This is a genomic window from Chryseobacterium sp. 2TAF14, assembly GCF_052115105.1.
Classification (GTDB): domain Bacteria; phylum Bacteroidota; class Bacteroidia; order Flavobacteriales; family Weeksellaceae; genus Chryseobacterium.
The window spans coordinates 31,126-50,382 of the sequence record NZ_JBFRGA010000005.1; the positions used below are offsets into that span (position 1 = coordinate 31,126).

Sequence of the window (19,257 nt, forward strand, 5' to 3'; positions counted from 1 at the left end):
TTTAGTGAAAAATAATGACATTCATCACGAAATACAGGTTTAGGCTAATTTAAAATCAGTCTAAATAAGGGCTTTTACGCCTGTTTTTTGAAATATTTCTGCCCCAGAATCCAGGTTGAAATTGTCGTGAAAGAGATGACAGTGATGGAACTTGCAGGCATAATCAATGCCGCAAAAAGAGGATCCATATGACCGGTTACTGCAAAGCTGAGACCAACAATATTGTAAAGGAAACTGATTATGAATGTCATTTTTACAATCGTAATTGAGCCTTTACAAACGTTCAGATAATTGTCAAGCTGCGAGACTTTTTCTCCGTTCATAATAACGTCGGAAGAAGGGGTAAAGCTGTTGCTGTCGTCAGAAATTGCGATTCCTACATTGCTCTGTTTTAAAGCTCCTGCGTCATTTAATCCGTCACCGAGCATGATGACTTTTAAGCCTTTATCCTGAAGATTTTTAATATAATTAAGCTTATCTTCCGGATTTTGGTTAAATGCCATCGAGCTGTAATTCGGAATGATCTCTTTAAGCTGATTTTCTTCAGAAGCATTGTCGCCGCTCAGAATGAAAATCTTATAATTGAGAAGTCTTGTGAAAAGATTATTGAGGTTTTCACGGTACTCATTTTTAAAAATAAATTTACCGATAAACTCATTGTTTTTACTAATGTAAACTGCGGTTTCAAGATTTTTAGACTCCTGATTATTGTATTTTGCCGAGCCTATTTTATAACTATTTCCTCTTACGCTTGCTTCATAACCTTTTCCGGAAATCTCTTCAAAATTGTCAACCGGGAAATAGTCATCCTGAACTTCCAAAAATTCATACAACGATTTTGAAAGCGGATGATTTGAGTTTTTAACCAAGCTTTTAATATTTAATAAATCAAATTCCTGAATTTCAGAACCTTCGTATCGTATATTTGATTTTTTTCTGTGCGTAATGGTTCCGGTTTTATCAAAAACTAAAGTGTCAACTTTTGCAATTTTCTCGATCGTTAAAGTATCTTTTACATAAAATTTATTCCGGCCTAAAATTCTCATAATGTGACCGAAAGTAAAAGGAGAGGACAGCGCCAATGCACAAGGACAGGCAATGATTAAAACCGCAGAAATAACCTGGAACATCGTTTCAAGATCGATAAAATACCAATAAATTCCTGCAACAAGAGCAATTCCCAGAATAATAAAAGTAAAATATTTACTGATGTCGTTGATTAAAGTATCAAGTCCTGTCTCGTGCTTTTTAAAAGCTTCTTTGTTCCAGAGCTGGGTAAGATAACTTTGATCGACATTTTTGATAACTTCAAGCTCCAAAGATGAGCCGATTTGTTTTCCTCCGGCAAAGATTTTATCTCCTGCATCTTTAGAAATACTCACGCTTTCGCCGGTGATGAAACTATTGTCTATATTACCTTTTCCACTGATCAAAATGGCATCAACAGGAATAATTTCTTGATTTCTCACTAAAATTCTGTCGCCGATTTTTATTTCTGAAAGTAAAATATTTTCCTGCTTTCCGTTAAAGTCAACTTTAGTTACCGCGATCGGATAAAATGATTTGTAATCTCTGTCGTAAGAAAGCGAACTATACGTTCTTTTCTGGAAAATTTTCCCTAATAGCATAAAAAACAGAAGTCCGCACAAGGTATCAAAATAACCGGGACCGTAATCAGTCGCAATTTCATAAATACTTCTTCCGAATAAAACGAAAATCCCTAAAACAATCGGAACATCAATGTTTACGATTTTATTTTTCAAACCATACCAAGCAGATTTATAATAATCTGAAGCCGAATAAAACACAACCGGAACGGAAAGTAAAAACATCAAAACTCTGAACAAGCCTTTGTAATGCTCCATCCAGTAATCTTCTCCGCCAATATATTCAGGAAAGGCCAAAAACATTCCGTTACCAAAAGCAAATCCTGCAACGGCAAGTTTTATCAATAAAGATTTATCGAGATTATCCTCGTTTTTGTCAGCAGTCTCAAGATTGATTGCCGGTTTGTAGCCTAAATTGGTTAAAAATTTAGCTAAATCGCTTAATTTTAATTCGTTATGATTAAAAGAAACCTGCAAAGTTTTTCTTGTAAAATTAACCTGGGAATAATGAATGTCTTTATGCAAAGTATGAAGGCTTTCAAGTAGCCAAATGCATGAAGAACAGTGTATTACCGGAATTCTGAATGTGACAAGACTGGTGTTTCCTTCAGAAAAATCGGTGATTCTGTCAAAAATTTCTTTAGTGTCAAGATAATCAAACTGAGAAGAGTTTTCTTCTGGTCTGATGCCTGCTTTTTTATTTAATTCATAAAAATTACTGAGATTATTGGTATTCAGAATTTCATAAACAGATTTGCAGCCTGTACAGCAGAAAATTTTTTCGTCAAAAGAAATCCTTTCCTTTTCTATCCCTTGTCCGCAATGAAAACAGTTCTCGCTCACCTTCATAAATTATTGACTCACAAAATTATAACAATTTTTTTTTGTTTATCGATTTAAAATGTTCTATTTTTGTGACAAATGTCATAAAAATGTCGCAGGAACAACAAATTGCTATTGAAGAGAGATTTGCAAGAGTTTTTAATGATAAATCGTTTAAAGAAAGGCTAAACAGCGCAGATTTTGAAAAGTATTTTAAGGCTAAAAAAACCTTACGTTTTCAGAAACACGATATTATTTTTGAGGACGGAGAAACGCCGAAAGGTGTTTTCGTCTTAGAAAAAGGTGCTGCCAAACTTTCAAAATCGGGTGCTTTTGGTAAAGATCAGATTTTAAGATTTATTAAAGAAGGAGATATCATCGGGTATCGTGCATTACTTTGCGGAGAAACTTTTCAGGCAAAAGCTGAGGCAATGACGGATGTGGAAGCTACTTTTCTTCCTGCAGAAGTTTTTATGGATTTGCTTGAGGTAGATTCGCAATTGTCTTTTGTGATGCTTCAGAAAATTTCTTACGAATTGGGAGAGTCTTCCAATACCATTACTTTCCTTGCCCAAAAAACGGTAAGAGAAAGACTTGCCGAAATTCTTATTCTTTTGGAACAAAAATTAGGGACAGATCCTGAAGGCTTTATTAAAATTTCTTTAACAAGAGAAGAAATAGCCAATATCATCGGAACAGCTACCGAAAGCGCGATCCGATTGATTTCCGAATTTAAAGGGGACAGCCTCATCGAAGTAGACGGCAGAAACATCAAAATTCTCAACCACGATAAATTAATGAAACTAGGACACGTAGTTTTGTAAAATTCAAATATTTAAGTCGGCTTTAGCCGACTTTTTAACTTTAAACAATCATATCCATTATGTCTGTTCATTCCGAAATTAAAAGAGTTACTACAGAAACCTTACGAAAAATGAAATTCGATAAGGAAAAAATAACAATGCTTACCGCCTACGATTTTACCACGGCAAAAATGGTTGACGCCGGTGGTGTTGATACGATCCTGATCGGTGATTCTGCTGCAAATGTAATGGCGGGTTTTGAAACGACACTTCCGATTACTTTAGACCAGATGATTTATCATACTCAAAGTGTGGTGAGAGGGGTGGAAAGAGCATTGGTAATTGCAGATCTTCCTTTCGGAACATACCAGAGTAATCCGGATATTGCATTGGAATCTGCGGTTAGAATGATGAAAGAAGGTGGCGCTCATGCCATAAAAATTGAGGGCGGAAAAGAAATTTCTAAATCGATTAAGAAAATCATCAATGCCGGAATTCCTATTATGGGACATTTGGGATTAACCCCACAATCTATCTACCAGTTCGGAACTTATAAAGTACGAGCGAAAGAAGAAGCAGAAGCAGAGAAATTGATCAGTGATGCAAAGTTGCTTGAAGAATTGGGTTGTTTCGGGGTTGTGCTTGAAAAAATTCCTGCAGATCTTGCAAAAAAAGTAACTGAAAGTATCTCAATTCCAACGATCGGGATTGGAGCCGGACCTCATTGTGACGGACAGGTTTTGGTGTATCATGATATGGTGGGAATGAACAAAGGTTTCTCGCCAAAATTTTTAAGAAGATATTTAGATTTATATACAGAAATCACAGGAGCCGTTTCTCAATACGTAAAAGATGTGAAAAGTGCTGATTTTCCTAACCAAAATGAAAGCTATTAATGAAAAATAATTTACAGGCAGCGCAAGGAATTATCTCAATTTTAGCGATTATCTGTTTGGCAGTAGGTTACTTTAATCTATTTTCAAATGAAATCAATGTATTCCTATTCAGAAGATTATTTTATATTTTAATAGGAATCAGCTTTATCGTTCAGGGAAGAATGTTGATGTACACCAAGTTTATGTATCCTATGTATGCTGCAGCAGGTTTGTGTATCATCGGAGCTTTTTTACCAATCGATTCAAGTCTTAATGTCATAAAAACAATAGGTCTTTTAGGTGGGGTTGTAATTTCTTTTGTGAGTAGATCACAATATCGTAAATAATGTATGGAAGAGCAGATTGTTTTTGAGGACAACCACCTTTTAGTGATCAATAAAAAAGTCGGGCAGCTCGTTCAGGGTGACAAAACCGGCGATGATTCTTTATTAGAATTAATCAAAAATTTTATAAAAAAAAGAGATAATAAGCCCGGAAATGTTTTCCTGGGTTTGGTGCATCGTATCGACAGACCAACTTCAGGATTGGTTATTTATGCCAAAACATCAAAAGCGCTTTCAAGACTGACCCAAATGGTGAAAAACCGCGAGATTGAAAAGACTTACTGGGCGGTTGTTGCCAAAGAAATGATCCCGCAAAGTCAAAAACTGGTACATTATTTAAAGAAAAACGAAAAGAATAATAAGGCGATTGTTTTTCCGAAAGCGACCGAAGGTGCAAAAGAAGCGATTCTTACTTATAACGTCATTAAAACTTTAGATAATTATCTTCTTTTAGAAATCGATCTGGAAACGGGAAGACACCATCAGATCAGGGCGCAGTTATCAAAAACAGGAGTTCCTATTAAAGGTGATTTAAAATACGGTTCACCACGCTCAAATCCGGATGGCGGAATTAATCTTCATGCCAGAAAGCTTCAGTTTATTCATCCTGTTACAAAAGAAGCGGTAGAAATTATTGCTCCGGTTCCGCAGAATGATGCAGTTTGGAGAGCTTGTGAAGAATAGATATTAAATTAGAAATAAGTTAAAAATGGAAATTAGAGACAATCTGATTTCCATTTTTATTTTCTTCAAATGTAAAAATCAGTTTTACTTTTCTACTTTTTAGGAGCTATTTCCTGCTTTCCACTATATCTTTTGGGTTACGGCTCCGCTTCGCTCCGCCGCAACCCAAAAGGATGCCGTTCCAATCAGGGCTAGATTGGAAGTTGTTTGTTTAAATATTTGAAAACCAAATACAAAGATTATCATCTTATAAGAATTTTTAACTCGAATCTATCCAGTATAAAATAAAAAACATCTGCGTAATCTCCAAAATCAGCGAGATAAAAAAACAAATATTTTCACAGTTTTAAAACTTCCAGCTTCCGTCCCCCAACTTCCATCTCTTTCAAAAAATTTTGCACATCTCAAAAAAATGTCTACCTTCGCTCCACACTTTAGGGGTGTCTGTTTACAAACAGGCTGAGATTTTACCCTTTGAACCTGATTTCTAGATCATACTAGCGTAGGAAAAAGTGAGATGACTTTGCTGTACATTCTATTGTACAATGATGGGCATTCCTAAAGTGTATTTAAAAAATTTAGGAATGGAGCTCACAATAAATCACACTCTAAGACATTTTGATATACTTCCCGAAACTTTGGAAGTATTACTGGCTATTGAATTGCCCCAAAAAAGAAAAGGTATCGCAGTCGCACTTAACAATCGCATTATTCCGCAGTCATTCTGGGCGGAAACTATTCTCAACAACAAAGATTCTATTTTAATAATCACTGCTACTCAAGGCGGTTAAAAAATATTTTTATGGCTCACAAAATCACACGTTCACCGTTTCCAAACTCCAAAAAAATCTATGTTGAAGGGAAAATCCACCCGATCAATGTAGCAATGCGAGAAATTCATTTAAGTCCTACAAAACTCACCAACGGAACTTTAGAAGAAAATCTGCCTGTTACAGTTTATGATACATCAGGACCTTACACCGATGAAAATTCTGAAATTAATATCGAAAAAGGTCTTCCTCGAATCCGTGAACAATGGATTTTAGACAGAAATGATGTCGAAATTCTGGACGGAATTACTTCTGAATACGGGAAATCTCGTCTTGCAGATTCTAAACTTAATGAGCTGCGCTTCTCTTATAACCATAAACCGAAAGTGGCCAAAGAAGGAAAAGAAGTTACCCAATTATATTATGCAAAAAAGGGAATCATCACTCCCGAAATGGAATATGTCTCGATCAGAGAAAACCAAAGAATCGAACAACTGGATTTTGTTTCAAAAGATATGGCTTTTCAACATCAGGGAAATAGTTTTGGAGCAAGAACTCCGAAAAATAAAATCACACCCGAATTTGTACGAGACGAAATTGCAGCCGGAAGAGCGATCATTCCCAACAACATCAATCATCCGGAAAGTGAGCCGATGATTATCGGGCGTAATTTTTTGGTTAAAATAAATGCAAATATCGGAAACAGTGCTGTTTCATCAAGCATTGAAGAAGAAGTTGAGAAAGCGGTTTGGGCTTGTCGATGGGGTGCAGATACGATTATGGATCTTTCAACCGGAAAAAACATCCACGAAACCAGAGAGTGGATCATCCGAAACAGTCCGGTTCCGATTGGTACGGTCCCAATTTATCAGGCATTAGAAAAAGTGAAAGGAGTTGCCGAAGATTTAACCTGGGAAATTTTTAAAGATACTTTGATCGAACAGGCTGAACAAGGTGTTTCCTATTTCACAATTCACGCTGGAGTTTTGTTGAGATATATTCATTTAACAGCAAAACGTGTCACAGGAATTGTTTCCAGAGGTGGTTCCATTATGGCAAAATGGTGTTTGTTTCATCATAAAGAAAACTTTTTGTACGCTCATTTTGAAGAAATCTGCGAAATTATGAAAAAGTACGATGTTGCTTTTTCTTTAGGCGACGGTCTTCGTCCTGGTTCGATTGCCGACGCCAATGATGAAGCACAGTTTGCAGAATTGGAAACCTTAGGCGAATTAACGAAAATCGCATGGAAACACAATGTTCAGGTGATGATTGAAGGTCCCGGTCACGTTCCGATGCATATGATCAAAGAAAATATGGATAAACAATTGGAAGTGTGTGACGAAGCACCTTTTTATACTTTAGGTCCTTTAACGACGGATATTGCGCCGGGTTATGATCATATTACTTCCGGAATCGGGGCGGCGATGATTGGCTGGTTCGGTTGCGCAATGTTGTGTTATGTAACGCCAAAAGAACATTTAGGACTTCCAAATAAAGAAGATGTAAAGGTAGGAGTGATCACCTATAAATTGGCGGCTCATGCTGCAGATTTGGCTAAAGGTCATCCAGGAGCGCAATACAGAGACAATGCTTTGAGCAAGGCAAGATTCGAATTCCGTTGGGAAGATCAGTTTAATCTTTCATTAGATCCGGAAACGGCAAGATCTTATCACGACGAGACGCTTCCTGCAGACGGAGCAAAAATTGCGCATTTCTGTTCGATGTGCGGTCCGAAATTCTGTTCGATGAAAATTACTCAGGAAATCCGGGAATCTGCAGAAAAAGGAATGTTCGACAAATCTCGTGAGTTTATCGAAAAAGGAAAAGAGATTTATATATGATTATCGTAATTACACCCGAAGAATTTGTTCAGGATGAAGCTGAAATCATTAATGAATTATTTCAGGAAGGTCTGGATTTGCTTCATGTAAGGAAGCCTTTTATCAATAAAGAAGCAATGTCAGATTTTATTCAGAAAATAGATTTGCAGTTTCATTCTCAGCTTGTTTTACATAATCAATATGATTTGGCTGAAATTTTTAATATTTCAAGACTTCATTTCAGAGAAATTGACAGAGAAAATAATTTGTATAAATCTTTCCAAAATAAAATAATTTCAACTTCTGTTCATGATATTGAAGCTTTTAATGAGTTGAATGAAGATTGGGAATATGCTTTTTTGAGTCCGGTTTTTCCGAGTATTTCTAAAAAAGGATATGGTAAAGAATCAACTGTTTTGAATGATATTAAAAAACGAAACAATTCAAAAGTAAAACTGATCGCCTTGGGCGGAATTAATGAAAATAATATCAATAAAATTTCTGATAACAACGTTGACGGACTTGCTTTATTAGGAGCAATCTGGGAAAATGATGCACCTTTAGAAGTTTTCAGAAAATGCAGACAGAATATATTTTATTAAGATTTATTCAAATTTAAAAATGGAAAAACTACAATATATTTCCCAGGGTTTCACAAAAGCCGAACAGGAATTTAATATAAAAAAAGCCTTAGACAACGGGATAAAATGGATACAGATTCGCTGGAAAGATGCCCCTGAAAATGAATTTAACAAACTCTGTAAATTTTCAAAAAAAATATGTTTGGAATATCAGGCGATTTGCATCATTAACGACCATGTTCAGATGGCAAAAGAAGTTGAAGCAGACGGCGTTCATTTAGGTTTAAAAGATAAATCTGTAGAAACTGCGAGGCATATTTTAGGCAAAAATAAAATCATTGGCGGAACGGCAAATACAATAGAAAATGTTCTTCAAAGAATAAATGAATCATGTGATTACATCGGTTTGGGACCGTTAAGATTTACTTCAACTAAAGAGCAGTTAAGTCCGGTTTTAGGTTTTGAAGGTTATGAGAAAATCATTAACGATTTAAAACAAAAATCAATAGAAATTCCTAAAATATTTGCGATTGGAGGAATTGTTTTGGAAGACATTGAAAGATTACAACAGATTGGGATTTACGGTGTCGCAGTTTCAGGGCAGATTACAAATCAGCCTTCTGTTATTCACCCATTCAGAAATATTTTAAATAAAAATTAATATGAAAAATAAACCTTTAATTATAGCAGACAGAACTTTCGAATCCCGCTTGTTTTTAGGAACAGGAAAATTCGGAAATCTTTCGGATATGACAGAATCTATCATCGCTTCTGAAAGTGAATTGGTAACAATGGCGTTGAAAAGAATTGATGCCCATTCTTCTGAAGATGATATATTAAACGCTTTAAAACCGACAAATTCTCATCTTTTACCAAATACTTCGGGAGCAAGAACTGCCAAAGAAGCAGTTTTGGCAGCACAATTGGCAAGAGAAGCTTTGGAAACCAATTGGGTAAAATTGGAAATCCATCCCGATCCAAAATATTTATTGCCCGATCCTATTGAAACATTATATGCAACGGAAGAATTGGCGAAGTTAGGATTTGTTGTAATGCCTTACATTCATGCCGATCCGGTGTTGTGCAAACGTCTAGAAGATGCGGGAACAGCAGTTGTAATGCCTTTAGGAGCGCCAATCGGAACGAATAAAGGTTTAAAAACATTAGATTTTTTAGAAATTATTATCAGTCAAAGCAATGTCCCTGTTGTTGTAGATGCAGGAATCGGAGCGCCTTCAGATGCAGCAAAAGCTATGGAAATGGGAGCTGATGCGGTTCTAGTAAATACAGCAATCGCTGTTGCAAAAAATCCTGTGAATATGGCATTGGCTTTTAAAGAAGGCGTAATTGCAGGAAGAAGAGCCTTCGAATCCGGTTTGGGAACAATTTCAAATCATGCAGAAGCATCAAGTCCGCTGACTTCTTTTTTGTTTGATTAAACTATGATTTTGCATAAAAATTAGAAAGTCCCGAAGGGACGATTTAACAAAGGATAGGATAAAATCCTATCCATAAGTTATTTTAAAAAAAATTACATGAAAAGTTTTAAAGATATTTTTGAAAAATATCAATGGGATGAGGTGAAAGCGCAACTTGAAAAAGTGACGTTATCCGATGTGGAAAGAAGCCTTCAAAAAAAGAATAAAACCATAGACGATTTTTTGAATTTTCTTTCTCCCGTTGCTGCTCAAAAGCTGGAATTGATGGCAAAAATGACGCAGCAGCTTACCCAGAAACGTTTCGGAAAAACCATTCAGCTCTATGCGCCGTTGTATCTGAGTAATGAATGCCAGAATATTTGCACCTATTGTGGTTTCAGTTTAGATAATTCCATCAAAAGAAAAACGTTGAATGCTACGGAGATTATGATCGAGGCGTCAGTTTTAAAATCAATGGATGTGAATCATGTGCTGCTTGTAAGCGGAGAAGCAAATAAAACAGTCGGGATTGATTATTTTTTGAATGCTGTTAAATTATTAAAACCTCATTTTGCAAACATTTCCATAGAAGTTCAGCCTTTGTCGGAAGACGAATATCAACTTCTTCATAATGCAGGTGTCAATGCAGTTTTGGTGTATCAGGAAACGTATCATCAGGAAGTTTATAAAGAATATCATCCGAAAGGGAAAAAGTCAAATTTCAATTTCCGTCTGGAAACTCCGGACAGAATCGGAATAGCCGGAATTCATAAAATGGGACTTGGGGTTTTGCTCGGTTTGGAAGATTGGCGGGTTGACAGTTTTTTTAATACACTTCACATCGATTATCTTCAAAAGCAATATTGGAAAAGCAAATTTTCTGTTTCTTTTCCAAGACTTCGGCCTGCAGAAGGAATTATTGAGCCTAATTTTATGATGTCTGATAAAGATTTACTCCAGTTAATCTGCGCATACCGAATCTGGAATGAAGATTTAGAAATTTCCATTTCAACAAGAGAAAATGAAAAATTCAGAGATCATATCATTTCCTTGGGAGCAACAACGATGAGTGCTGCATCGAAAACCAATCCGGGAGGTTATGCCGTTGACAAAGAATCTTTGGAACAGTTTGAAACCAGCGATGAAAGAAGTATGGAAGAAATTAAAACTGTCATAAAAAAATCAGGCTACGATCCAGTAATGAAAGACTGGGATTCTGTGTATAGTGGGATTTAAAAAGAATTTTGAACCATTAAGATCTATTAAGAAGCTAAGAAAAATTAAGTATTCGCAAGCGAATAAAATAAGCTGAATGCTAAAAAATATTTTTAAATATTCCTTAATTAAGCTTAACTCCTTAGTAGATCTTAAATGGTTTAAATAATTAAAAACATAATGAAAAACGAAGACATTTTTGCCCGTTATAGCCGACAAATTTTCATTGAAGAAATCGGTTTGGAAGGACAAAGAAAAATAATAAATGCTAAAGTTCTGGCAATAGGAGCAGGAGGTTTGGGAAGTCMTGTTATTCAATATTTGGCTGCAGCAGGAGTTGGAACTTTAGGCGTTGCAGATTTTGATGAGGTTGAATTGCATAATTTAAACCGACAAATTATTCATAATGAAAATTCTGTAGGAACTTCAAAAGTGAAAAGCGCAGAAAATTTTGTTAAAAATTTAAATCATCAAGTTAAATTTATTGGAATCGAAGAAAAAATTGACGAATCAAATATAGAGCATGTAATTTCTGAATTTGATATTATCATTGATGCTTCCGATAATTTTAAAACGAGATATTTAGTTAATGATGTTTGTGTGAAACTTCACAAGCCCTTAGTTTACGGAAGTATTCTCGGTTTTTCGGGGCAGGTTGCAATTTTTAATTATAAAGGAAGCAAAAATTTAAGGGATATTTTCCCGGAACCTCCTTCTGATGAAAATCTTCCCGATTGCGATAGTCTCGGAGTTTTGGGCGCTTTACCGGGAATTGTAGGAAGTATGATGGCAAATCAGGCGTTGAWGATCATTACAGATTTGCAGTTAAATTTAAATCAGATAACCTTAATCGATACTTTGAACTGGAGATTTCAGGCAATTGATTTCTAAACGTAAATTTCATGAGCTTAAATTCCCCTCATTAGGAGGGGGGTCGCAAATTTCTTTGAAATTTACGCCCGGATGGTTTTAATATTGTGAATTTAAAGTTTTTGTAAGAATAAATTTTGGCTAAAGCCAATCGAATTCATCATAAAAAAACGGGCTAAAGCCCGTTCCTATCGATAAAAAAATCAATTTAAATTTAAAAATTAGTGAATATTAGTGCAAAACATTCGTGAAATTAGTGTTTAAAATAAAATTATTGTCCCTGCTGCAAAATTCCTCCGTTGTTATCACTTTGATTGGTCGTTTTAATCATATTAGGATCTTCTTTTGCCAGTTTGTTTTTAGTCGGGATTTTATAATTGACCGAAATTCCGAAACTTCTGCTGTCAAATTTGTTGGAAGTAAAGACTTTTCCGCCTAAGGAATTGGCTACAATTACGCTTTTATTCTGATTAAAAATATCTCTTGCATATAAAGAAAGATTAAGTCGATCGCTCATAAATTTTTTAGATACCGTAATGTCGAAGGCGTTATTGAGCGGTTTTTCAATCTGGAAATAATAGAAGTTTCCTCCTTTTGGGATGACGTTATAATTTGCCTGAAGTCTGATGTCTTTTGGTAAAATAAACTGTCCCATTAAGCTGAAAATCCAGAAGCCTTTTGTTTTGATATCCGGCATTTCCTGAAGCTGATAACCGGTATAAACATAAAGTAAATTCATTTTGTCAGGATTTACATTAAATTTCATCAGTTCGCTGAAAGGTGTTGTGAAAAGCATAAACGGAATTGGCATACCAAAGTTAAAATTATGCGTTCTGATGCTGTTTACCTGTACCTGCTCGTTTTTAATAAAATTATTTTCTCTCGAAACCCTCTGTACAATCTGATTTTTTACCCAACTCGTGTTATAGCCGATGTAAGCATAATCAAATGCGCTGATTTTAATTTCAGCATTGTCATAAATTGTCGGTTGCAAATTGGGGTTACCGGTAGATGTTACGGTTTCGGTTGTCAGGGTATTATTATTCGGGTTCAGGAGCGTAACACTTGGGAGAGTTATTTTTTTGTTATAATTTAAATTAATGAAAAGCTGTTTCATCAGGTTATACTGCACACTTGCATTTGGAAAGACTTTAAATTTTTTGAATGGATTTAGATTGCTTTCCTTTAAAATGTTGTTGTCGTCTTCATCATAAAATCGTGTAATCCCTGTGATGTCATAGTTTTCGGCTCTTGCACCGGCGATGAAGTCAAACTTTTTCAGAGTTGCCTGAAATTCTAAGTAAGCAGAAGCAGTCTGTCTTGTGTAATCAAGATTCACAATATTTCCATTCTTGGTTTCAAAGTTTTGCTGATCGTACAATCCGCCGAAACTCACTTTTCCTTCATCTAAAATTTTCAGTGGCTGAGAATAATCGATCCTGAAATTATATAGATTGAAGAGCGAAGAGTTGTCTAATGATGTTGCTCCAAACTGTTCAAATTCTGAATCGCTGTTGGTATAAATTGCCTTAAAATCCAGCTTCTTATTTTTATCATCAAATTTTTTCTGATACGTTACCGCAACTTCCTGTCTTAAACCTTTGGTATCACTATTATAATTAGATGTAGAACCTCCATTGATGAATTGGTCAGCAATAATATCTGCACCTCCGTTGTTATGATTGATGTCGTAATTTAGCAACAATCGGTCTTTTCCAAGCTCAAAAGTAAAAGCGGAGTTCATGTAATAGGTTCTTCCCAGAGAATTAGAATGGTTTCTTGTAAGGCCGTCAAGCTCGGAAAGCGATAAACTTTCGCGGTAATATTGTCCTAAATTTACCTGCCATCCAAACCATTTGTTTCTTGAGTTTAAAGCAATAGAATTATTAAATCTGCTTCTGTATTTATCGTAATCTGAAAAACGGTAGCCTCCGTTGTAAACTGCAGTCAGATAATTTTTTGCCGATTTGCTGGTGATAATATTTAAAATAGCTCCACCTGAAGTTGCCGGAAATTCTGCGCCGGGTTGTGTAATAATTTCAATTCTTTCTACGGAGTTTGCGGGCATTCCTTCCAGAAAAGCATTTAATTCATTGCTTGAAATGTTCAGTGGTCTTCCGTCCATATAAACATCCAGTGGTTTTCCCTGGTACATCATTCCCACCATATCAGAAACTACTAATCCGGGAAGCTTTTTTACGCCTTCCATCAAAGATCCCGAATTTAAGCTGGGCTGTTCAGAAAAATCAAAAATAGTACGGTCGGCTTTTTGTTCAACGGCTTTTTTAGTTTTGGTGATAACAACACCTTCAATTTCTTTTTCCTTAGTTGGCTTATTGTCTTTAGTTTCTTGTGAAAAACCTAATATTGAACCTAAAATTGAAAAAGTAAGTAGAGTTTTCTTCATGATGTGAGTAATTCTACTCAGTTAGACGATAAAAAACTTTATTTGTTACAAAATTTTATTTCGCTCTGTCTTTTCTGTTCATACTTTATGTATTTAAATTAGATTTTCGGAATTCTGTAGGAGTTATTCCTTTAATTTTTTTAAAGATCCTGTTAAAATAGGGAATGTCATTAAAGCCTGCTGCCATACAAATTTCTGAAACAGACATTTGGGTTTTTATAAGCATTTGACAGGATGATTCTATCCGGAACTCTATAAGATAAGTGACGAAAGATTTCCCGGTCATTTTTTTGAAAAACAGGCAAAACGTAGACTTAGGCATTCCTGCAATTTGAGCAACCTCATCTAATGGAATATTTCTGTGGTGTTGGTTTAGAACAAACATGTGAATTTCCAGAAGCTTATTTTCATTATTTTTTCCTTTAAGATAACCTACAATATTTGTTGATTCTGAAGAAGAGATCTGATCTAAAATTAAAATGAATGTAGATAAACGTTCCATAACATTTTGCTTACTCATCAATTTTAAAAGTTCCTGAAGTTTTTTCTGTGTTTCTCCATAAAAAGACAATGCATTTTTAATCTCCTCGATTTTTATCAGGCTTTCACCTGATTCAGGATAAAAGTTTCTTAAGTCGTCTACAAATTGGCTTTTAAAAAAGACGCAGATATTTTCTATTTTACCGTCTCTGTCGTGAATGTTTTTATCAAAAGACCAGCAATGAGGAATATCCGGCGGAATAAGGATAACTTCACCGTGTGAAAAATTTTCGGTAATATCTCCTATAATTCTTGTGCCCGAACCTGTCACGATGTAAGCCAGCTCCCAGGTTTCCTGTTGATGCAAAGGAACCTGCTTGTCAAACTCGGTATGTACATGATCAAAGCTGAAGCTTTCACTGGATTTACTTGGATAATATTTTGGCTTTTTCATTATGATCTGTAAAATTAATCTTAATTTTAGAATATAAGACAAGTAATCGTTTATATTTGACAAATACAGAATTTTTATTGTCACTATTTTTGATCAATTTTTAAAATCAATATGGAGCTTACCCAAACAAAACCTCACTACGAAATTCTCGACGGATTGCGTGGTGTTGCCGCAATAACGGTTGTTTTTTTTCATGTTTTTGAAATTTTTTCAAACGGAGATCACACCAAGCAAATCATTAATCATGGTTATCTGGCGGTAGATTTTTTCTTTATGCTTTCGGGTTTTGTAATAAGTTATGCCTACGATAATCGTTGGAACACAATGACTTTGAAAGATTTTCTCATCAGAAGATTGGTAAGGTTGCAGCCGATGATTATTATAGGTTCGCTGATTGGAGCGTCATTTTTCTATTTCCAGCATTCACCTGATTTAGGTTGGGGTAGAATTGCGGAAACACCTTTATGGAAAGTTATTCTTGTAATGGTCATCGGGATGACTGTTTTTCCTGTCGGAAAGTCTCTCGACATTCGCGGCTGGGGAGAAATGCATCCTTTAAACGGACCAAGCTGGTCGCTTTTTTACGAATATATTGCTAATATCGTTTATGCTTTAATTTTGAGAAGATTGTCGAAATTTATTTTAATAATTCTGATGATTATTGCTGCAGGATTTACAATTCATCTGGCGTTTACCAACCCAAACGGAGATATTATTGGTGGCTGGTCTATAGATGATCCCACACAACTGAAAATAGGTTTTACAAGATTGGCTTTTCCCTTTATTGCGGGAATTGTTCTGGCTAAAACTTTAAAATTAAAATTTACCAATAAAGCATTTTTCACTACAAGTATTTTATTGGTTGCAGTTCTGGCTTTTCCGAGATTAGGAGGAACAACGGCGCATTGGCAAAACGCTTTGTATGAATGTTTTGCTTTGATGATTATCTTTCCACTGATTATCTGGCTTGGAGCAGGTGGAAAAGTTGTAGGTGAGAAAGCTAATAAACTGTGCAAATTTCTTGGAGATATTTCTTATCCGCTTTACATAACGCATTTTCCTGTTGCTTATGTTTTTTATGCCTGGGTTGTAAACGGGAAGAATACAATGGAAACTTCCTGGCTTCAAGGCTTACTAACGGTTGTCATTTCTTTAATAATCGCATATGTTTCAATGAAATTTTATGACATTCCTGTCAGAAAGTGGCTTACTGCAAAATTGATTACCAAAAAATAAATTAGATTATGAAAATTGAACACGTAGCATTCTGGGTAAAAGATCTGGAAAAAATGAAAGAATTTTATCAAACTTATTTTAATGCGGTTTCTAATGAAAAATATAATAATCCGGTTAAGAAGTTTGAATCTTACTTCCTAAGTTTTGATAGCGGGGCAAGACTCGAAATTATGTTCAGACCGGATATTATAGAAGCTAATAATCATCATGAATGTGAAAAATTAGGGATGATTCATCTTGCATTTTCTACCGGAAGCAAAGAAAAAGTTGATATTCTTACAGAAAAGCTGAGAATTGATGGTTTTAAAATTGTTGGCGAACCAAGAACTACTGGTGATGGTTATTACGAAAGTGTAATTCTTGATCCCGAAAATAATCTGATTGAAATAACGGAATAGTTTTTATTTAGCTAAAATAATTTGTCTGAAAAGCCTTGTCAAGGTTTAAAACCTTGACAAGGCTACATAAAAAAAGCAACTTCAAACCGAAGTTGCTTTAACAATATATAAAAATTAAATTTTAGTTTTCCTGTTGCTTAATCAGATTCAAAGCAGAACCGGCTTTAAACCAGTCGATTTGCTGATCATTATATGTGTGATTTGCCATAACAATATCTTTAGTTCCGTCTGTATGAACAAATTCTAAAGTCAGTTGCTTTCCAGGAGCAAACTGGTCTAAATCAAGGAAATTTACAACATCATCCTCCTGTATTTTATCATAATCTGATTCATTCGCAAAAGTAATTCCCAACATCCCTTGTTTTTTAAGGTTGGTTTCATGAATTCTTGCAAAAGATTTTACCAAAACAGCTTTCACACCAAGATGTCTCGGTTCCATCGCAGCATGCTCTCTTGAAGAACCTTCACCATAATTCTGATCTCCTACAACAATCGAAGGAATTCCTGCTGCTTTATATTGTCTTTGTACAGCCGGAACTTCACCGTATTCTCCGGTCAATTCGTTTTTAACCTTATTGGTTTCCATGTTGTAAGCATTTACCGCTCCAATCAGCATGTTGTTTGAAATATTATCAAGGTGACCTCTGTATTTCAACCAAGGTCCTGCCATAGAAATGTGGTCGGTTGTACATTTTCCGAAAGCTTTAATTAAAACTCTCGCTCCTGTAATATTTTTACCATCCCAAGCCGGGAATTCTTCCAATAACTGTAGTCTGTCAGAAGTCGGACTTACGTTTACAACAACTGAAGAACCATCCTCTGAAGGCGCCTGATAACCATTATCATCCACAGCAAAACCTTTTGAAGGCAATTCATAACCTTTCGGCTCATCTAATTTAATTTGTTCTCCAGATTCGTTGGTTAAAGTATCTGTAATCGGATTGAAATCTAATCTTCCTGAGATAGCTACTGCAGCAACCATTTCTGGCGAAGCTACGAAAGCGTGTGTATTTGGGTTTCCGTCTGCTCTTTTTGCAAAGTTTCTGTTGAAAGAATGGATAATCGAGTTTTTCTCTCCTTTTTCAGCACCTTCTCTATCCCATTGTCCAATACAAGGTCCACAAGCGTTGGTAAAGATTCTGGCATTTTCAAATTTTCTGAAAGAATCTAAGAAACCGTCTCTTTCTGCGGTAAATTTTACCTGCTCAGAACCTGGATTGATTCCTAAAATTGCTTTTGGTTTTACCCCTTTTGCAACTGCATCTTCAACAATAGAAGCAGCTCTCGATAAATCTTCATACGAAGAGTTGGTACAAGAACCGATTAATGCCCATTCAACCTGAAGAGGCCATCCGTTTGCTTCAGCTTTTGCTCTGAATTCAGAAACAGGAGTCGCTAAATCCGGAGTGAAAGGGCCATTTAAGTGAGGAGTTAATTCAGAAAGGTTAATTTCAATTAATTGGTCAAAATATTGTTCAGGATTTGCATAAACTTCTGCATCACCTGTTAAATGTTCAGCAATTTTATCAGCAGCATCTACAACATCTTGTCTTCCTGTAGCTGCTAAATATCTTCTCATGGAATCATCATACCCGAAAGTAGAAGTCGTAGCTCCGATTTCAGCGCCCATGTTACAGATTGTCCCTTTTCCTGTAGCTGAAAGAGATTCTGCCCCTTCTCCGAAATATTCTACGATGCATCCGGTTCCACCTTTTACGGTAAGGATTCCTGCAACTTTCAGGATAACATCTTTTGCGGAAGTCCAGCCAGACATTTTACCGGTTAATTTTACACCGATTAGTTTTGGCATTTTCAATTCCCAAGCCATTCCTGCCATTACGTCAACGGCATCAGCGCCTCCAACTCCGATGGCAACCATTCCTAAACCTCCTGCATTTACCGTGTGAGAATCGGTTCCGATCATCATTCCTCCCGGAAAAGCGTAATTTTCTAATACAACTTGGTGAATAATTCCTGCGCCTGGTTTCCAGAATCCAATTCCGTATTTATCACAAACTGAACTTAAGAAATTGAAAACTTCTGAATTTTTATTGATTCCCTCCTGTAAATCTGCTTCAGCACCCACTCTTGCCTGAATAAGGTGATCTGCATGAGCGGTTGAAGGAACGGCTACTTTGGCTTTTCCGGCCTGCATAAATTGTAAAAGTGCCATCTGTGCAGTGGCATCCTGCATTGCAACTCTATCCGGAGCAAAATCTACGTAAGAATTTCCTCTTTCATGTTCTTTTGTTGCATTTCCTTCCCATAGTGAGTGTAAAGGATTTTTTCTGAAAGTGTCAACGGCTTTCCTGTAATTTGTCTTGCTGCTGCAATTCTCTCAGGATAACGCTCGTACACTTTTTTAATCATGTCAATGTCGAATGTCATATCTATTTTAATTTTTCTTTTTAGTGAATTTCAAAGTGTTAAATAAAAATTTAAACTCGAAAATTTATCGATTATAAAATCA

General features: G+C 35.7%; 16 protein-coding genes, 1 pseudogene and 1 riboswitch. Of the genes and pseudogenes, 13 read left to right on the forward strand and 4 right to left on the reverse strand.

Annotated features, from left to right (window positions below):
- Positions 1 to 74 precede the first annotated feature (74 nt).
- On the reverse strand, positions 75 to 2,450 hold the full coding sequence (locus tag AB4Y90_RS01235) for a heavy metal translocating P-type ATPase (protein ID WP_441555416.1): 2,376 nt from the start codon (positions 2,448 to 2,450) through the stop codon (positions 75 to 77).
- Positions 2,451 to 2,539: 89 nt separating this feature from the next.
- Between AB4Y90_RS01235 and AB4Y90_RS01240 the strand changes: the two genes are divergently transcribed.
- The 11 genes from AB4Y90_RS01240 to AB4Y90_RS01290 all read left to right on the forward strand — a co-directional run bounded on the left by AB4Y90_RS01240 (position 2,540) and on the right by AB4Y90_RS01290 (position 11,833).
- Entirely contained in the window at positions 2,540 to 3,253 is a 714-nt protein-coding gene (locus AB4Y90_RS01240) for a Crp/Fnr family transcriptional regulator (RefSeq protein ID WP_441555382.1), read from the forward strand.
- A gap of 59 nt (positions 3,254 to 3,312) precedes the next feature.
- On the forward strand, positions 3,313 to 4,128 hold the full coding sequence (panB, locus tag AB4Y90_RS01245; protein WP_441555383.1) for a 3-methyl-2-oxobutanoate hydroxymethyltransferase: 816 nt from the start codon (positions 3,313 to 3,315) through the stop codon (positions 4,126 to 4,128).
- The gene (locus AB4Y90_RS01250) at positions 4,128 to 4,454 is read left to right on the forward strand and encodes a hypothetical protein (protein ID WP_441555385.1); all 327 of its coding nucleotides are present in this window, start codon (positions 4,128 to 4,130) and stop codon (positions 4,452 to 4,454) included. Before panB ends, AB4Y90_RS01250 begins: the two co-directional genes overlap by 1 nt.
- A 3-nt stretch (positions 4,455 to 4,457) precedes the next feature.
- Positions 4,458 to 5,135 carry an RluA family pseudouridine synthase gene (locus tag AB4Y90_RS01255; protein ID WP_441555387.1) on the forward strand — a complete coding sequence of 226 codons (678 nt, stop codon included), beginning with the start codon at positions 4,458 to 4,460 and terminating at the stop codon, positions 5,133 to 5,135.
- A 426-nt stretch (positions 5,136 to 5,561) separates the two neighbouring features.
- Positions 5,562 to 5,661, forward strand: a riboswitch (TPP riboswitch).
- A gap of 58 nt (positions 5,662 to 5,719) precedes the next feature.
- Positions 5,720 to 5,926, forward strand: a complete 207-nt coding sequence (gene thiS / locus AB4Y90_RS01260; protein ID WP_441555388.1) for a sulfur carrier protein ThiS — start codon at positions 5,720 to 5,722, stop codon at positions 5,924 to 5,926.
- Positions 5,927 to 5,937: 11 nt separating this feature from the next.
- Complete coding sequence (gene thiC, locus AB4Y90_RS01265) at positions 5,938 to 7,749, forward strand: phosphomethylpyrimidine synthase ThiC (protein WP_441555389.1); 1,812 nt, start codon at positions 5,938 to 5,940, stop codon at positions 7,747 to 7,749.
- Positions 7,746 to 8,330: a thiamine phosphate synthase gene (locus AB4Y90_RS01270; RefSeq protein ID WP_441555390.1), complete on the forward strand. Its 585-nt coding sequence runs from the start codon at positions 7,746 to 7,748 to the stop codon at positions 8,328 to 8,330. Before thiC ends, AB4Y90_RS01270 begins: the two co-directional genes overlap by 4 nt.
- Positions 8,331 to 8,349: 19 nt before the next feature.
- Positions 8,350 to 8,970, forward strand: coding sequence for a thiamine phosphate synthase (locus tag AB4Y90_RS01275; RefSeq protein WP_441555391.1), 621 nt, complete (start codon positions 8,350 to 8,352; stop codon positions 8,968 to 8,970).
- 1 nt (position 8,971) lies between these two features.
- A complete protein-coding gene (locus AB4Y90_RS01280; protein WP_441555393.1) occupies positions 8,972 to 9,748 on the forward strand; it encodes a thiazole synthase in 777 nt (258 codons plus the stop codon).
- A 96-nt stretch (positions 9,749 to 9,844) separates the two neighbouring features.
- Complete coding sequence (gene thiH, locus AB4Y90_RS01285; RefSeq protein ID WP_441555394.1) at positions 9,845 to 10,963, forward strand: 2-iminoacetate synthase ThiH; 1,119 nt, start codon at positions 9,845 to 9,847, stop codon at positions 10,961 to 10,963.
- Between the two features lie 159 nt (positions 10,964 to 11,122).
- Positions 11,123 to 11,833 carry a HesA/MoeB/ThiF family protein gene (locus AB4Y90_RS01290; RefSeq protein ID WP_441555396.1) on the forward strand — a complete coding sequence of 237 codons (711 nt, stop codon included), beginning with the start codon at positions 11,123 to 11,125 and terminating at the stop codon, positions 11,831 to 11,833.
- Between the two features lie 250 nt (positions 11,834 to 12,083).
- Here the strand turns inward: AB4Y90_RS01290 and AB4Y90_RS01295 are convergent, their stop codons facing one another.
- Together AB4Y90_RS01295 and AB4Y90_RS01300 are read right to left on the reverse strand one after the other, a co-directional pair.
- Entirely contained in the window at positions 12,084 to 14,219 is a 2,136-nt protein-coding gene (locus AB4Y90_RS01295; RefSeq protein ID WP_441555398.1) for an outer membrane beta-barrel protein, read from the reverse strand.
- Between the two features lie 85 nt (positions 14,220 to 14,304).
- On the reverse strand, positions 14,305 to 15,153 hold the full coding sequence (locus AB4Y90_RS01300) for an AraC family transcriptional regulator (RefSeq protein ID WP_441555399.1): 849 nt from the start codon (positions 15,151 to 15,153) through the stop codon (positions 14,305 to 14,307).
- A gap of 111 nt (positions 15,154 to 15,264) precedes the next feature.
- Between AB4Y90_RS01300 and AB4Y90_RS01305 the strand changes: the two genes are divergently transcribed.
- Together AB4Y90_RS01305 and AB4Y90_RS01310 are read left to right on the forward strand one after the other, a co-directional pair.
- Positions 15,265 to 16,389, forward strand: a complete 1,125-nt coding sequence (locus tag AB4Y90_RS01305; protein WP_441555401.1) for an acyltransferase family protein — start codon at positions 15,265 to 15,267, stop codon at positions 16,387 to 16,389.
- An 8-nt stretch (positions 16,390 to 16,397) separates the two neighbouring features.
- A complete protein-coding gene (locus AB4Y90_RS01310) occupies positions 16,398 to 16,787 on the forward strand; it encodes a VOC family protein (RefSeq protein ID WP_441555402.1) in 390 nt (129 codons plus the stop codon).
- 121 nt (positions 16,788 to 16,908) lie between these two features.
- Here the strand turns inward: AB4Y90_RS01310 and AB4Y90_RS01315 are convergent.
- Positions 16,909 to 19,175 (reverse strand): annotated as a pseudogene (locus AB4Y90_RS01315) (aconitate hydratase).
- Positions 19,176 to 19,257 lie beyond the last annotated feature (82 nt).

Bases quoted from the DNA above. Each gene is read 5' to 3' on its own strand.
- AB4Y90_RS01240 (WP_441555382.1), top strand. From the start codon at position 2,540: ATGTCGCAGGAACAACAAATTGCTATTGAAGAGAGATTTGCAAGAGTT.
- panB (WP_441555383.1), top strand. From the start codon at position 3,313: ATGTCTGTTCATTCCGAAATTAAAAGAGTTACTACAGAAACCTTACGA.
- AB4Y90_RS01250 (WP_441555385.1), top strand. From the start codon at position 4,128: ATGAAAAATAATTTACAGGCAGCGCAAGGAATTATCTCAATTTTAGCG.
- AB4Y90_RS01255 (WP_441555387.1), top strand. From the start codon at position 4,458: ATGGAAGAGCAGATTGTTTTTGAGGACAACCACCTTTTAGTGATCAAT.
- thiS (WP_441555388.1), top strand. From the start codon at position 5,720: ATGGAGCTCACAATAAATCACACTCTAAGACATTTTGATATACTTCCC.
- thiC (WP_441555389.1), top strand. From the start codon at position 5,938: ATGGCTCACAAAATCACACGTTCACCGTTTCCAAACTCCAAAAAAATC.
- AB4Y90_RS01270 (WP_441555390.1), top strand. From the start codon at position 7,746: ATGATTATCGTAATTACACCCGAAGAATTTGTTCAGGATGAAGCTGAA.
- AB4Y90_RS01275 (WP_441555391.1), top strand. From the start codon at position 8,350: ATGGAAAAACTACAATATATTTCCCAGGGTTTCACAAAAGCCGAACAG.
- AB4Y90_RS01280 (WP_441555393.1), top strand. From the start codon at position 8,972: ATGAAAAATAAACCTTTAATTATAGCAGACAGAACTTTCGAATCCCGC.
- thiH (WP_441555394.1), top strand. From the start codon at position 9,845: ATGAAAAGTTTTAAAGATATTTTTGAAAAATATCAATGGGATGAGGTG.
- AB4Y90_RS01295 (WP_441555398.1), bottom strand. From the start codon at position 14,219: ATGAAGAAAACTCTACTTACTTTTTCAATTTTAGGTTCAATATTAGGT.
- AB4Y90_RS01300 (WP_441555399.1), bottom strand. From the start codon at position 15,153: ATGAAAAAGCCAAAATATTATCCAAGTAAATCCAGTGAAAGCTTCAGC.
- AB4Y90_RS01305 (WP_441555401.1), top strand. From the start codon at position 15,265: ATGGAGCTTACCCAAACAAAACCTCACTACGAAATTCTCGACGGATTG.
- AB4Y90_RS01310 (WP_441555402.1), top strand. From the start codon at position 16,398: ATGAAAATTGAACACGTAGCATTCTGGGTAAAAGATCTGGAAAAAATG.